The sequence below is a fragment of the Pseudomonas sp. SW-3 genome, from assembly GCF_016615645.1.
Taxonomy (GTDB): domain Bacteria; phylum Pseudomonadota; class Gammaproteobacteria; order Pseudomonadales; family Pseudomonadaceae; genus Aquipseudomonas; species Aquipseudomonas mandelii.
In genome coordinates, this window is record NZ_CP067098.1 from 2,006,371 (window position 1) to 2,020,523 (window position 14,153).

Sequence of the window (14,153 nt, forward strand, 5' to 3'; positions counted from 1 at the left end):
TCGCGAACAGGCCCGCCCCCACAAGGTAAACAGAGATCGGTTTTCTGTCTTTGATTCGGCGACCAAGCTCGTATAGGGTGGCATTTTTTGCCCACCAGGGAGCTGGCCATGTTGCGTCTGAGCGCGCTTTACCGTTATCCGTTGAAATCCGGCAAGGCCGAGGCCCTGGAGCAGATTTGTCTCGACAAACTGGGGCTGGACGGTGACCGACGCTGGATGCTCGTGGACGAGGCCAATGGGCGCTTCCTGACCCAGCGCACGGTGGGGAAGATGAGCCAGCTGTCGGCGTTATGGAATGCTGACGGCGGCTTGACCCTCAGTGCACCCGGGCGTCCGGCAATCGATATTGCCTTGCCGGGTAGCGGCGCTGAACTACGGGGCGTAACGATCTTCAAAGACAGCCTGCGCGTGCCCGATGCCGGCGATGAAGCCGGCGCCTGGGTCAGTGAGTTCATTGGAAAGCCGACGCGCCTGGTGCAAATTCCTCTGGATCGCGCGCGCACCACACAAGCGGGCTATGGCCGGAATGACGATCAAGTGGCGTTCGCCGATGGCTTCCCGTTGTTGCTGATCGGGCAGGCGTCCCTGGAAGATCTCTCGAAAAATGTCGGGCGCCCGCTGGAAATGCTGCGCTTTCGACCAAACCTGGTGATCGAGGGCAGCGAGGCGTTTGCCGAGGACAACTGGAAGCGTATTCGCATCGGGGATGTTGAGTTTCGCGTGGTCAAGCCCTGTTCGCGCTGCATCCTGACCACCATCGACCCGCAAACCGGTGAGCGCAGCAGTGATCGCGAGCCTCTGGCCACGTTGCAGAAATACCGTTCCCAGGCGGACGGTGCAATGTTCGGGCAGAACCTGGTCAACGACAGCAATGGCCAACTTGAAGTCGGCATGCCAGTGACGATCCTGGAATAAACACACGAAATAAAAAATGCCCGGGTCCCAAGGGCCCCGGGCATTTTTTTGTCGCTGTGAAAACCCGGGGGTTTAGCCGCGGTATTCGCACAGGTAAGCGGTGTCGACGGCCACTTTCAGCTGGAATTTGCTGTTGGCAGGCACGTTGAACTGGCTGCCGGCGGCGAAGGTTTCCCAATCGGTGCTGTCAGGCAGTTTGACGGTGAGGGCGCCGGTCACCACGTGCATGATTTCACGCTGGCTGGTGCCGAATTCGTATTCGCCCGGAGCCATGACGCCGATGGTCGCAGGACCTTCAGCGGTGCCAAAGGCGATCGACTTGACGGTGCCGTCGAAGTACTCGTTGACTTTAAACATGGGCGATTCCTCGAAAAGGGCTAAAAAGGGCCGGCCAGTATGCACAAGGCCATGAACGCCGTCACCTCTCTGGCGGGAGAACCTGTGGCAACAGGCGCGCCGTATTGCGCGCATCTTCCAGCGCCCGATGCTGTTGGCCATTGAACTGCATGCCCGCCAGTTGCAGCGCGCCGTTGAGCCCCAGCGGGCGTTCCAGGCGCCGGGCCTTGGCAAAGCGCTGTTTGAGATTCATGTGCGGCACTTTCTCAAGCACGCTGCACAAATGCAGTCGCTGCCATTCCTGAAGCAGTTGCTTGCGGTCGTAATCGCCCCAACTGGCCCAGCCCTCCAGCTCCGATTGATGGCGCACGAGCCATTGCTCGAATGACGGCCAGACCTCACTCAGCGTCTGCGCTGCGTCGACGTTGGCCTGAGTGATGTGCGTCAGCTCCCGGCAAAACGGCGTCAGCAAAGGCCGACGCAGTGGCCGAACGAAGCACTGGAAACAATCCACCTCGCGCCCTTTTCGGTCCACCAGGGTGGCTCCGATTTCGATGATTTCCATTTCCGTAACTGGCCAGCCACCGTCATCGGTGGTGGCTTCCAGATCGATCACCAGCCAGTGAGGCATCGCAGGGTTCCTGGTATCCGCGTCCTGATAGGGCTTGAGCGTAGCCAAAGCCGGCGGATCCGCCTAGCGGCTTATTCGACCTCCAACAAAATTTGACGATTCTTGACCTGATCGCCGACTCGCACCTTCAAGCGTTTAAGCACGCCGTCGATCCCTGATTTGAGCGGGTGCTCCATTTTCATCGCTTCGAGCACCACCAGCAGTTGACCTTTGCTGACCGGGCTGCCCTCGCTGACCAGTACGTCGACGATCGCCCCGTCCATGGGTGCCTTGAGGGTGCCGGAGCTGACACTGGCCTGGCTGCTGACCAAGGCTTGGGTCCGATCGACCAGACGCAGGCTGCCGGGGCGGGTGAACAGCCAGAGTTGACCGCCCGCGAGGCGGTAGGCATGGCGTTGGCGGATGCCGTCGATCATCAGGGTTGCCCAGTGCCCGTCGCACTGAATGACCTTCAATTCGAGGGTTCGGCTGCCGACTTGCAAGCGGTACGGTGAGTCAGGCGCTGCGTTCAGTTCCACTGGCCAGTCCTGATCCTCCAGGCCGATTCGAAGATGCAGGGGCACGCTGGCGTTGTTTCGCCAACCGGCCAGCGGGGCGCGGTGAGCCTGCGCCGAGGCGTGATAGAACAACGCCGCCGCAATGGCCAGTTCTTCGGCGCTCGGCACCTTCGGATGCAGACAAGGATGGTCGGCGAAACAGCTCGGGATAAACCCGGTGCTGAACTCGCCGCTGATGAACTGCGGGTGTTGCAGCAGGCTGGCGAGCAAGCGCTGATTGCTTTGCACGCCCAGCAACACGCTGTCCTGCACCGCCCGCAGCAGCTTGCGCCGCGCTTCTTCACGGGTGGCTCCGTGGGCAATGATCTTGCCCAGCAGCGGATCGTAGAACGGGCTGATGTTCTGGCCTTCGATCAAACCGTGATCGATCCGCACACCGTCTTGCAACGCCAGCTCCCACGCCTCGACTCGCCCGGTTTGTGGCAAAAAGCCCTGGGCCGGATCTTCGGCGTACAAACGCACTTCCATGGCATGCCCGTTGAGCTGCACTTCTTCCTGGCTCAACGGCAGCGGCAGGCCCTCGGCAACGTGCAGCTGCCAGGCCACCAGATCAAGGCCGGTGATCAATTCGGTCACCGGGTGTTCCACTTGCAGCCGGGTGTTCATCTCCAGAAAGTAGAACTGCCCGCGCGCGTCCAGCAAAAACTCAACGGTGCCGGCGCCCACGTAATTCACCGCTCGCCCAGCCTTCAACGCCGCTTCGCCCATGGCCTGGCGCAACTCGGTGGTCATCACCGGGCAGGGTGCTTCTTCGATGACTTTCTGGTGGCGACGCTGGATCGAACAGTCGCGTTCGCCGAGGTAGATCAGGTTGCCGTGCTGGTCGCCGAACACCTGGATTTCGACATGGCGCGGATTGATCAGCGCTTGTTCGAGAATCAGTTCGTCGCTGCCGAACCCGTGCAGGGCTTCGGAGCGCGCGGTTCGCAGCTGTTCCAGCAAATCGTCGGCGCTGTGCACCAGGCGCATGCCGCGTCCGCCGCCGCCGGCGCTGGCCTTGATCATCAGCGGATAGCCGATGCGTGCGGCTTCGCGGCTCAGGGTCGCATCGTCCTGTTCGGCGCTCTGATAGCCTTTGATGCAGGGCACGCCGGCCGCGAGCATGGCGAGTTTCGACAGGCGCTTGCTGCCCATCAATTCGATTGCTTCGGGGCTCGGGCCAATGAAGGTGATGCCGGCGTTTTGGCAGGCGAAGGCGAATTCGGCATTTTCCGAGAGGAAGCCGTAACCGGGGTGTATCGCGTCGGCACCGCTGCGCCGGGCGGCGTCGATGATCGCCGGGATGTTCAGGTAGGACTGCTGCACCGGGGCCGGGCCGATGTTGACCGCTTCGTCGGCCATTTGGACGTGCAGGGCGTCGGCGTCGGCATCGCTGAATACGGCGACGGTGCGGTAGCCCAGGGCGTGGGCGGTGCGCTGGATGCGGCAGGCGATTTCACCGCGGTTGGCGATGAGGATTTTGCTGAGTCCGGGCATGGGTTGTTCCCTTGTTATTGCGGTGAATGTGATGGCCTCTTCGCGGGCAAGCCTCGCTCCTACAGGTACAGCGATTGCCGCGGGATTGGGCTCGGCACAAAACCTGTAGGCGCGAGGCTTGCCCGCGAAGCTTTTAGAGGGCCCACCCCGGTTTACGTTTTTGCACGAAGGCCATCGTCCCCTCGACCCCTTCAGCCCCGGTCACCGCTTCGCTGAACCACCCGGCCGCTTCATCCAGCAACGCGTCCGAAGGCTGCCCCGCACTCGCCAACAACAGTTTTTTGGTCGTGGCATTCGCCCCCGGCGCGCAGCACAACACATGGGCCAGAATTTCATCGAGGCGTTCGGCCAAGGCTTGCGCGTCATGCTCGACGAAATGTACCAAGCCCATGCGCCGTGCCTGGGTGCCATCGAAGCGTGCGGCCGTCAGTGCCAGTCGACGCGCCTGGGTCAAACCGATGCGCTGCACCACAAACGGCGCGATCTGCGCGGGCAACAGACCGAGACTGGTTTCCGGCAGACCGAACTGCGCCAGGTGATCGGCCAGCGCGACATCGCTGACGCAGGCCAGTCCCAATCCGCCGCCGAGCACCGCGCCTTGCAGCACCGTGATGACCACTTGCGGCGCGTGTTGCACCTCTTGCAGCAGCGCGCCGAACGCTCGGTTCAAATCGCGATAGGCGTCCGGGCCTTGAGCCCGGGCATTGGCCATGTCCTTGATGTCGCCGCCAGCACAAAAATGCCCGCCGGCACCGCCGACCACCAGCGCACGAACGGATTGATCGTCACGCACCGCGGCGAGCACCGCACGCAGTTCGGCAACCATCTGCAAGCTCATGGCGTTGCGGCTTTCCGGGCGGTTGAGGGTGATGTGCAGCACGCCGTTATGGGATTCGAGCAGCAAGGTCTGGCAAACCGGCAGGGCGCTCATTTCTTTTTCCCCGGCAGGATGCCCATCAGTTTGCAGATGATGCCCAGCATGATTTCGTCGGCCCCACCGCCGATCGACACCAGCCGCACGTCACGGTAAGCGCGGGCCACCGGGTTGTCCCACATGAAGCCCATGCCCCCCCAATATTGCAGGCAGCTGTCGCTGACTTCGCGACCCAGGCGACCGGCCTTGAGTTTGGCCATCGACGCCAGGCGCGTGACGTCCTGGCCTTTGATGTACTGCTCGGTGGCCTGATAGACCAGCGCTCGCAAGCATTCGATTTCGGTTTGCAGTTCGGCCAGGCGAAAGTGAATGACCTGATTGTCGATCAGCGCGCTGCCGAAGGTCTTGCGCTCCTTGCAGTACTCGATGGTGCTGTCGACGCAGTATTCCAGGCCCTTGATCATGTTCGCCGCGCCGAACAGGCGTTCTTCCTGGAATTGCAGCATCTGCATCATGAAGCCCGCGCCTTCATGGCCGATGCGGTTGCGTTGCGGCACGCGCACGTTGTCGAAAAACACCTGAGCGGTTTCCGAACTGCGCATGCCGAGCTTGTCCAAGTGCGAACTGAGGCTGATGCCCGGGGTGTTCATCGGCACCATGATCAGCGATTTGTTGACGTGCGGTTTGTCGTCGGAGGTGTTGGCGAGCAGGCAGATGAAGTCGGCGCTCGGCGAGTTGGTGATCCACATTTTGCTGCCGTTGATCACGTAGTCGTCGCCGTCCTTGCGGGCGCTGGTTTTCAATCCGGCGACGTCGGAACCGGCACCGACTTCGGAGACGCCAATGCAACCGACCTGTTCACCGGTAATCGCGGGACGGAGGAATTCTTCGCGCAATTCATCGGAGCCGAAGCGGGCGAGGGCGGGCGTGCACATGTCGGTCTGCACGCCAATGGACATCGGAATCCCGCCACAATGAATCGTGCCGAACTCTTCGGCCGCCACGATCGAATAGCTGTAGTCGAGTCCCATCCCACCGAATTTTTCCGGTTTGGAAATCCCCAGCAAGCCGAGGTCGCCGGCCTTGCGGAAAATCTCCTGGATGGGAAAGCGCCCGGCCTTTTCCCATTCTTCGACGTGGGGATTGATCTCGTGATCGACGAATTGGCGGACCGTGCGACGCAGTGCTTCGTGTTCCTGGGTGAAGATCATTTTTATTGTTCTCCTGTGATCCGCGATCAGAATCTCGCGACGCCAAAACTGTTGGTTTGCAGTGGCCGCACTTCGGCCTCATGACAGATGTCCAGCAAGTAACCGAGCAAGGTCCGGGTATCCCGCGGGTCGATCAGCCCGTCGTCCCACAGGTTGGCGCTGCCATACAGCGCGGTGGACTGGCTGTCGAGTTTCTGCGCGGTCACCTGTTCCAGCATGTCGAGCATTTTTGGGTCCGGCACCAGGCCGTCCTTGAGTTGTTTGGCCTCGGTGACGATGCGCAGCACCTTGCCGGCCTGGGCACCACCCATGACGGCGGTGCGGCTGTTGGGCCAGGCGAAGATGAAACGCGGGTCGAGGCCGCGGCCGCACATCGCGTAGTTGCCGGCGCCGTAGGAGCCGCCGACGACGATGGTCAGTTTAGGCACCCGGGCGTTGGCCACCGCTTGAATCATCTTCGCGCCGTGCTTGATCACACCGTGCTGTTCCGACTCGGTGCCGACCATGAACCCGGTGGTGTTGTGGAAAAACAGCAGCGGCGTCCGGCTCTGGTCACACAGCTGAATAAATTGCGCCGCCTTGCTCGCCCCCTTGGGCGTGATCGGGCCGTTGTTGCCGATGAATCCGCAGGCGCGGCCCTGAATGTGCAAATGGCCGCAGAGGGTCTGCTGATCGAACTCACCCTTGAACTCGAGGAAGCTCGAACCGTCGGCAATCCGCGCGATGATTTCGCGCACGTCATAGGGCTTTTTCGGATCGTCGGGAATCAGCCCGAGCAACTCGTCGATCGGGTAGAGCGGGTTTTCCCAGTACCGGGCGGGCGCCACCGGCAGCCGTGAATTCCACGACAGCAGACTGACAATCTCGCGCACCTGGCGCACGCCATCGGCATCGTTCTCGGCCAGGTATTCGGCGGTGCCGGCGGTTTGTGCGTGCATCTCGGCGCCGCCCAGTTCTTCATCGGTGGCGACTTCTCCGGTGGCGGCCTTGAGCAGCGGCGGGCCGGCCAGAAACAGCTTCGCCTTGCCGCGCACCACCACCACATAATCCGAGAGCCCCGGCTGATAAGCTCCGCCCGCTGTGGCCGAGCCGTGGACCACGGTAATCTGCGGCAGCCCCATGGCCGACATCCGCGCCTGATTGGCAAAGCTGCGCGCGCCTTCGACGAAAATCTCCGCCGCGTAATTGAGATTGGCGCCGCCGCTCTCGGCGAGGGTGATCACCGGCAGTTTGTTTTCCATGGCGATCTGTTGCAGGCGCAGGGACTTTTTCAGACCGCTGGGGGAAATGGTCCCGCCCTTGATCGCACTGTTATTCGCCACCACCAGCACCCGCACGCCGGACACGTAGCCGATCCCGGCGATCAAGCCGCCGCCGGCCGAGCTGCCGTCCTTGTCGTCGTGCAGTTTGTAGCCGGCCAGGCTCGCCAGTTCGAGGAACGGCGCGCCGGGGTCGAGCAGCAGATTAAGGCGTTCACGGGGCAGCAACTGGCCGCGTTTGTCGAATTTGGGCTTGGCTTCGGCCGCCTTGTTCAGCAGGTTTTGTTCGAGCTGGCGGACCTGCTCGATGCCGACCAGCATGGCCGTGCGGTTCTGGGCGAACTGTTCGCTGAACGGGTCTACCTGGGACTGGATCACCGGCATGGTTTATTCCTTGTCCTTGAGCACATCAGGAAGGTAGGCGCGGTGAAAACCGTTGTACGACTCACTGTTCGTCGCCTTGTGAATCGGCCACGCCCGACCGCCGAGACTCGCGGCGCCGTCGATGCGCAGCGTACTGCCGCTGATGAACCCGGCGGCCGGGCTGAGCAGGAAAACAATCGCCGCGCTGACTTCGGATTCCGTGCCGATGCGCTTGAGCGGCACATGCTCGCGCAAGGTTGGAATCACCGCTTTGAACGCACCTTCGTAGGTGTCCATACCGCTCGATGCCACCCAACCCGGCGCCACCGCGTTGACCCGCACCCCGGCATAACCCCATTCGAAGGCGGCAGTCTTGGTGAGGTTGTCCATGCCCGAGCGCGCCGCGCCCGAGTGGCCCATGCCGGGCATGCCGCCCCACATGTCGGCGAGCATGTTGACGATGGCGCCGCCGTGTTTGCTCATGGATTGGTTGAACACTTCCCGGGCCATCAGGAAACCGCCCACCAGGTTGGTGCGCATCACGGTTTCGAAACCCTTCTGATTGATCGAGGCCAGCGGCGACGGGTATTGGCCACCGGCATTGTTGACCAATCCGTGGATCGGGCCGTGCTGGCGGATCAACTCGCTGACCAGATGCCTGACCGCTTCTTCTTCACGAATGTCGCAGGTGGCCCAGTCCGCCTTGCCGCCGTCTTCGGCAATCTCGGCGGCGACGTTTTTCAACTTGTCGGCCTTGCGCCCGACCAGCAGCACATGGGCGCCAAGCGCCGCCAGCTCATGCGCGGTGCACCGGCCGATGCCGCTGCCGCCACCGGTGACGATGATGGTTTGGCCTGCAAACAAACCGGCTTTGAAAATCGAATCGTAGGCCATGGCGACCGTCCTCTAGTTGACCTGGTCGGCGATGCCCTGGGGCACCGGAATCTGGATGTCCAGCAACTGCTGGGCGAAGGCTTTGCCTTGCGGATCGATTCGCAGGCTGGCCACGCCACCGCCGCCGAGGGCGTTCTCCAGGAGAAAGTTGAAACTGTGGGTGCCGGGCAAATACCAACGCTCGACACGTCCGTGGATCGGGTCAAGGACATGGCTCATCCAGTCGACCATCACCTCAGGCGTCAGGGCTTCGGCGATCCATGGCAGATACTCGGCTTCCCGGGCCATGACGCCGATGTTGCTGTGATTACCCTTGTCGCCGGAGCGCGCGACGGCGAGTTTGATCAGGGCCACGCTGGCATCGGCGCGGCCTGTGGGTTGCGGTGGGTCGAACGGAACGGGCAAGTCATCCGGGTCGAGCACATCGACGGCGGGCAGGGCGCACGGGTGGCGTTGGCCCTGTAGATCAATTTCCAGCGTGCAGGCGGTTTTGTCGATGAGGAACGAGAACAGCCGGATCAGCGGATACACCGTCGGCCGTCCACCGACAATCCCGGTCAGTCCCGGCGCCATGCCGGTGGCGGCCTGGGCGATTTCTCGGGAGAACACGATCAATGCCTGTTTGTTCGGATGGCGCACCGCGAGTTTGATCACCACTTCGCGGCTGTCCTGGCGTTGGCCGTGGGCACCGTAAGTGGCCTCGCTGCCCAGGAGTTCGATGTTCACTTCGCTGTAGGGCGCCCAGCCGCGCTGGCTGAAGATCTCCGAGGTCTTGTTGATGATCGCCTGGCCGACCCGTTCGGCCTTGGCCACGGCATCGATCCCGGCGATCAGGCAACTGGCGGTGCAGCGGAAACCGTCCGGGTAGGTCGCGCTGACCTTGTATTGATCGGTAGGCGGCAAGCCTTTGGCGCCATGCACCTGAACTGCGTTTTTACCTTGTTGCACAAGTTTGACCTGGGTGAAATCGCAGACCACGTCAGGCAGCAGGTAGGCCTGGGGGTTGCCGATTTCATAGAGCATTTGTTCGCCGACGGTCAACGGCGTGACCAGGCCGCCTGAGCCCTCGGGTTTGCTGACGATGAACTGGCTGTCGGCGCTGACTTCGACGATGGGGAAGCCAATGTGTTCGTAATCGGGCACATCGCGCCAATCGGTGAAATTGCCGCCGGTGCACTGGGCGCCACATTCGATGATGTGCCCGGCCAATGCGGCCTGGGCCAGTTTGTCGTAGTCATGCCAGGACCAGCCGAATTCATGGACCAGCGCGGCACTGACGACCGCGCTGTCGACGACGCGTCCGGTAATGACGATATCGGCACCCAATCGAAGGGCTTCGACAATGCCCGGTGCGCCGAGGTAGGCGTTGGTCGAGACGCACATCGGCGGCAAGGGCGCGCCGCTGAACATTTCATGCAGGCCACGGCTGCTCAGCTGTTTGAACTGCGGTTGCAGGTCGTCGCCCAGCAACACGGCGATTTTCAGTGCCACCCCGGCCTTGTCACAAGCCGCTTGCAAGGCAGCGGCGCAGGCCTGTGGATTGACCCCGCCGGCATTGCTGATGACGCGGATGTGTTGTTCGGCGAGTTGCCCAAGCAGTGGGCTGAGGACTTCGATGAAGTCGCCCGCATAGCCCGCCTGCGGATCTTTCATCCGTGCGCCGGCCATGATCGACATCGTGATTTCTGCCAAATAGTCGAAGACCAGATAGTCCAGACGCCCACCGTGCACCAGTTGCGCAGCAGCGGTTGAGGTATCGCCCCAGAACGCGCTGGCGCATCCGATGCGAATCGTTTCTGGCGCAGTCCTTTCCATAACCACCTCCGATAGAAGTGCATCGAGACTACCAAGCAAGCGCTTGGTTTGTAAACGACTGAAATATCTTCTGCCCGAGCGCTTGCTTGGTTGTCGTCGCCAGCTTAAATTGCCCGCGCAACCCCGCTGTTTTAGCGGCGGGCGGCGCATTTGATTGATCGACTGTAGGAGAGAATGGGTGGACGAGCAAAAAGCCCTGGGGGTCATGCGCGAATTGGTCGACAACGGCCAATTGACCGACCCTGACAGCGCCCGCGGCAAACTGCTGCAAGTGGCGGCTCACCTGTTCCGTAACAAAGGGTATGAACGCACCACGGTGCGCGATCTGGCTGGCGCCGTGGGCATTCAGTCGGGCAGCATTTTTCATCACTTCAAAAGCAAGGACGAGATCCTGCGCGCGGTGATGGAAGAGACCATCCGCTACAACACGGCGTTGATGCACGCCGCCCTGGCCGAGGCCGGCAATGTACGCGAGCGGGTGCTGGCGCTGATTCGCTGCGAATTGCAGTCGATCATGGGCGGCAGCGGCGAGGCCATGGCGGTGTTGGTGTACGAATGGCGTTCGCTGTCCGAAGACGGTCAGGCGCAGGTGCTGGCGCTGCGCGATATTTACGAAGCGCTTTGGCTGCAGGTGTTGGGTGAAGCCAAGGACGCCGGTTTTATCCGCGGCGATGTGTTCATCACGCGTCGTTTTCTGACGGGGGCGTTGTCCTGGACCACCACCTGGTTTCGTGCCGGCGGCAGCATGAGCCTCGATCAATTGGCCGATGAAGCATTGATTCTTGTGCTCGAAGAGAAGTAATAAGGTGTCATGAGCCAGCAGGAAACTGGCTAAGTGGCCGAAACCGCCTAGCTTGAATGCATTGATGGGTATTTTTTGGGGAGTGGGTTGTTTTGATGTCTTCGCCAATTAGGACGGCCACGCGGCTTTTGCTGGCGTCGCTCGCGGCGGTTTGGGTATTGCCGTCCCAGGCTGCACAACTGGTGCGTGTCGGTGCCGCACATTTCCCGCCTTATACCGTGCGCCCGGAATCCGGTGCCGACACTGGCCTGCTGCCGCAATTGGTAGAAGCCTTGAATCAATCGCAGAGCGACTATCAGTTCGTCCTGGTGCCGACTTCGATTCCGCGGCGATTCGGTGATTTCAAGCAAGGTCGGGTCGACATGGCCATTTTCGAGAACCCGGACTGGGGCTGGAAGGACATTCCCCACGTCAGCGTCGACATGGGGCTTGAAGACGCCGAGATTTTCGTCGCGCAACGTGAGCCCGAGCGCCAGCAAAGTTATTTTGCCGACCTCACCGGCAAGCGTCTGGCGCTGTTCAGCGGCTATCACTACGAGTTCGCCAACTTCAATGCCGACCCGAAATTCCTCGCGCAGAACTACGACGCCACGCTGACCTATTCCCATGACAGCAACCTGCTGATGGTGCTGCGCGGGAGGGCAGACATTGCCTTGGTGACGCGTTCCTACCTGAGCGATTACCTGCTGCGCAACGAGCTCGTGGCCGATCAGCTGCTGGTGTCGCAGCGCGTCGATCAGGTGTATCACCACTACGCGATCCTGCGTCCGTCCGCGCCCATCAGCGGCGAGGCGTTCGGCAAGTTGCTGCAAGGGTTGCGTGACAATGGGCAGATGCTGAAGATTTTCGATCCATACAAGATTGCGGTGGTGGCGGTGCCCAAGCCCTGAATGACACCGCCGGTCGCGCCAGTTCGCGACTTCACTTAAATTTCCTGCCCCGGCTCACGTCACAGGGTTGAACTGTCGACGATTATCGTGAGCCCGACCCATGCCCAATCTGAATGACCTGACTGCCCTGGCCTTGCCCAACGGAAGCCGTCTTGTAGCTGATGAAACCCAGAGTCGCCTGCACCTCAGCCTGGAAGGGCAGCCGCTGATCGAGCTGCGCCTGAAGCGCGAGCCCGATGTGCAGGTGCAGGTCGAAAAGCGTTTCGACACGCCTGAAAGTCAGGCGCTCTGGGCCACCTGCTATTGGCTGTTTGCCCGTGATCCGGCGTGCCAGCACCTGACGTTTCAACTGCAGCAATCGCCTGCCGACGCCTTGGCGAGCGGTTTGCTGATTCCCACCGACACCGCCGGCCAATACCGTTGCGAGCGCACGCTGTTCTGGCAGTTGCCCCAGCCGTGGCTCAGCCAGGCGCAGGCCGACACTTATCCGCAGCAAATGGTCATCAGTGGCGGCAAGCGTCATCCGCTGCGTCCGCTAAAACCACGCGGTGAAGTCTATCGGCGCTTCGATGCGCGGCTCGGTGGCTGGATTTCCCTGCGCACGCTGGACATCGATCTGGACCTGGGGCGTTTCAATCGCTGGCAGAACAGCCCGCGGGTCGCGAGTTTCTGGCAGGAAGAGGGCAGTCTTGAGCAGCACCGCGAGTACCTGAGCAAACTCGAAGCCGATCCTCACACCCTGACCCTGATCGGTTGTTTCGATGATCAGCCGTTTGCCTATTTCGAAGCCTACTGGGCCAAGGAAGATCGCATCGCGCCGTTCTATGACACCGGCGATTACGACCGTGGTATCCACATGCTGGTGGGTGAAGAAAATCACCGTGGCCCGCACAAGGTGGCGAGCTGGTTATCGGCGTTGACGCACTACCTGTTTCTTGACGATCCGCGCACCCAGCGAGTCGTCGCCGAGCCTCGCGCCGACAACGGGAAGATGATCAAGTACATGCAGGATCAGGGTTACCACTGTGAGAAAGAGTTCGACTTTTCGCACAAGCGCGCGGCGTTGATGATGCTGGGGCGGGAGCGGTTTTTTGCTCGGTGCAAGTTGGCGTGATGCTTATGGCTCAAGTTCTGCACTGACCTTGAGTGCCCCATCGCGAGCAGGCTCGCTCCCACATTGAATCTCCAGTGAACACACAATCGGTGAACACCAAAGATCCAATGTAGGAGTGAGCCTGCTCGCGATCGGGGTCACCGCAAATTGGAGCTTTTAGCGACGGGCAAAGGTATCCACACGATTGCCCGACACCTTGCGGCAGTGCACCAGCGCATCGCGAATCATGAAGTTCACCAGGGTCGGCGAGACGCCAAGTTCCTTGGCGATGTCCTTTTGCGGCACGCCGTGCAGGCGGTACATCTCGAAGGCGTAACGGGTACGGCTGGGCAGCTCCGTCAGCGCATCGGCGATGTTTTCCAGGGTCGAGAAATTGATGTGCGAGGTTTCCGGCGAAGCGCCCTGAATCACCACGTTCAGACCTTCCTCTTCCGGCCCGGAGTATTTCTGCTCCAGCGCCTGCTTGCGATAGTGGTCGATCGCCAGGTTGCGCACGATCTGGAACAGATAACTGAGCTGAGCCTTGAAGGATGACGTGATTTGCGGCGCCGATTGCAGCCGGAAAAACGCATCCTGGACCACGTCTTCAGCACGCGACCGGCAACCGGTAATCCGCGCTGCAATCTTGACCAGAATCAGTCGGTTGTCGACAAAGGCCTGAAGTAGCGGTGAATCGCACCTGCTTGTGGATACTTGTTCCGTCATGGAAATCACCTTGCTGCCAATAGGTTGGTGGGACGGCGGGGGGGGCCGTCCTACACATCGAGCGACAAATTATGCTGAATGATAATGATTGTCAATTGAGAAAGAGAACTAATGCTCCTCAGTGGTGCAGAGTGAGAACTGCGACACGCTGTCGCACTCGCGTGCAGCAGTTGGTTCCGTTGACGATCGACCCTGCCGACTAATTATTTCAAGACGTCATCCGTTCTCATTGGTGAAAGGTGCCGGGTAAATCCCGGCCAAAACCGCACTCCCAATGCCTTGCGCAGTCGGCGAAGACCGCGTCCTGCATG

General features: G+C 61.2%; 13 protein-coding genes. 4 read left to right on the top strand and 9 right to left on the bottom strand.

Annotated features, from left to right (window positions below):
* Window positions 1-108: 108 nt before the first annotated feature.
* On the top strand, window positions 109-915 hold the full coding sequence (locus tag JIO00_RS09065; protein ID WP_102593936.1) for an MOSC domain-containing protein: 807 nt from the start codon (window positions 109-111) through the stop codon (window positions 913-915).
* Between the two features lie 72 nt (window positions 916-987).
* On the opposite strand, the gene ppnP is transcribed toward JIO00_RS09065, so the two are convergent.
* The 8 genes from ppnP to JIO00_RS09105 form a co-directional block, all read right to left on the bottom strand.
* Window positions 988-1,272, bottom strand: a complete 285-nt coding sequence (ppnP, locus tag JIO00_RS09070) for a pyrimidine/purine nucleoside phosphorylase (protein ID WP_010461229.1) — start codon at window positions 1,270-1,272, stop codon at window positions 988-990.
* A 61-nt stretch (window positions 1,273-1,333) separates the two neighbouring features.
* Window positions 1,334-1,882: an exonuclease domain-containing protein gene (locus JIO00_RS09075; protein ID WP_010461227.1), complete on the bottom strand. Its 549-nt coding sequence runs from the start codon at window positions 1,880-1,882 to the stop codon at window positions 1,334-1,336.
* A 71-nt stretch (window positions 1,883-1,953) separates the two neighbouring features.
* Complete coding sequence (locus JIO00_RS09080; protein ID WP_154503890.1) at window positions 1,954-3,915, bottom strand: acetyl/propionyl/methylcrotonyl-CoA carboxylase subunit alpha; 1,962 nt, start codon at window positions 3,913-3,915, stop codon at window positions 1,954-1,956.
* A 133-nt stretch (window positions 3,916-4,048) separates the two neighbouring features.
* Window positions 4,049-4,846, bottom strand: coding sequence for an enoyl-CoA hydratase/isomerase family protein (locus tag JIO00_RS09085; RefSeq protein ID WP_200667991.1), 798 nt, complete (start codon window positions 4,844-4,846; stop codon window positions 4,049-4,051).
* Complete coding sequence (gene atuD, locus JIO00_RS09090) at window positions 4,843-6,000, bottom strand: citronellyl-CoA dehydrogenase (RefSeq protein WP_077747899.1); 1,158 nt, start codon at window positions 5,998-6,000, stop codon at window positions 4,843-4,845. Before atuD ends, JIO00_RS09085 begins: the two co-directional genes overlap by 4 nt.
* Before the next feature lie 26 nt (window positions 6,001-6,026).
* A complete protein-coding gene (gene atuC / locus JIO00_RS09095) occupies window positions 6,027-7,643 on the bottom strand; it encodes a geranyl-CoA carboxylase subunit beta (protein ID WP_154503892.1) in 1,617 nt (538 codons plus the stop codon).
* A gap of 3 nt (window positions 7,644-7,646) precedes the next feature.
* Entirely contained in the window at window positions 7,647-8,516 is an 870-nt protein-coding gene (locus JIO00_RS09100) for an SDR family oxidoreductase (protein WP_200667993.1), read from the bottom strand.
* A gap of 12 nt (window positions 8,517-8,528) precedes the next feature.
* Window positions 8,529-10,331: an acyclic terpene utilization AtuA family protein gene (locus JIO00_RS09105; protein WP_010461213.1), complete on the bottom strand. Its 1,803-nt coding sequence runs from the start codon at window positions 10,329-10,331 to the stop codon at window positions 8,529-8,531.
* A gap of 178 nt (window positions 10,332-10,509) precedes the next feature.
* Here JIO00_RS09105 and JIO00_RS09110 point away from each other — a divergent pair, with 178 nt between their 5' ends.
* The 3 genes from JIO00_RS09110 to JIO00_RS09120 all read left to right on the top strand — a co-directional run bounded on the left by JIO00_RS09110 (window position 10,510) and on the right by JIO00_RS09120 (window position 13,137).
* Entirely contained in the window at window positions 10,510-11,133 is a 624-nt protein-coding gene (locus JIO00_RS09110) for a TetR/AcrR family transcriptional regulator (protein WP_077747895.1), read from the top strand.
* A gap of 95 nt (window positions 11,134-11,228) precedes the next feature.
* Entirely contained in the window at window positions 11,229-12,023 is a 795-nt protein-coding gene (locus JIO00_RS09115) for a substrate-binding periplasmic protein (RefSeq protein ID WP_172792463.1), read from the top strand.
* Between the two features lie 100 nt (window positions 12,024-12,123).
* Window positions 12,124-13,137 carry a GNAT family N-acetyltransferase gene (locus JIO00_RS09120; RefSeq protein WP_200667995.1) on the top strand — a complete coding sequence of 338 codons (1,014 nt, stop codon included), beginning with the start codon at window positions 12,124-12,126 and terminating at the stop codon, window positions 13,135-13,137.
* Window positions 13,138-13,293: 156 nt separating this feature from the next.
* On the opposite strand, the gene JIO00_RS09125 is transcribed toward JIO00_RS09120, so the two are convergent.
* Window positions 13,294-13,842 (bottom strand): RNA polymerase factor sigma-70, encoded by a 549-nt coding sequence (locus tag JIO00_RS09125; RefSeq protein WP_010461205.1) that lies wholly within the window; start codon window positions 13,840-13,842, stop codon window positions 13,294-13,296.
* Window positions 13,843-14,153 lie beyond the last annotated feature (311 nt).

Bases quoted from the DNA above. Each gene is read 5' to 3' on its own strand.
- JIO00_RS09105 (WP_010461213.1), bottom strand. From the start codon at position 10,331: ATGGAAAGGACTGCGCCAGAAACGATTCGCATCGGATGCGCCAGCGCG.
- JIO00_RS09065 (WP_102593936.1), top strand. From the start codon at position 109: ATGTTGCGTCTGAGCGCGCTTTACCGTTATCCGTTGAAATCCGGCAAG.
- JIO00_RS09100 (WP_200667993.1), bottom strand. From the start codon at position 8,516: ATGGCCTACGATTCGATTTTCAAAGCCGGTTTGTTTGCAGGCCAAACC.
- atuD (WP_077747899.1), bottom strand. From the start codon at position 6,000: ATGATCTTCACCCAGGAACACGAAGCACTGCGTCGCACGGTCCGCCAA.
- JIO00_RS09075 (WP_010461227.1), bottom strand. From the start codon at position 1,882: ATGCCTCACTGGCTGGTGATCGATCTGGAAGCCACCACCGATGACGGT.
- JIO00_RS09120 (WP_200667995.1), top strand. From the start codon at position 12,124: ATGCCCAATCTGAATGACCTGACTGCCCTGGCCTTGCCCAACGGAAGC.
- atuC (WP_154503892.1), bottom strand. From the start codon at position 7,643: ATGCCGGTGATCCAGTCCCAGGTAGACCCGTTCAGCGAACAGTTCGCC.
- JIO00_RS09125 (WP_010461205.1), bottom strand. From the start codon at position 13,842: ATGACGGAACAAGTATCCACAAGCAGGTGCGATTCACCGCTACTTCAG.
- JIO00_RS09080 (WP_154503890.1), bottom strand. From the start codon at position 3,915: ATGCCCGGACTCAGCAAAATCCTCATCGCCAACCGCGGTGAAATCGCC.
- ppnP (WP_010461229.1), bottom strand. From the start codon at position 1,272: ATGTTTAAAGTCAACGAGTACTTCGACGGCACCGTCAAGTCGATCGCC.
- JIO00_RS09085 (WP_200667991.1), bottom strand. From the start codon at position 4,846: ATGAGCGCCCTGCCGGTTTGCCAGACCTTGCTGCTCGAATCCCATAAC.
- JIO00_RS09115 (WP_172792463.1), top strand. From the start codon at position 11,229: ATGTCTTCGCCAATTAGGACGGCCACGCGGCTTTTGCTGGCGTCGCTC.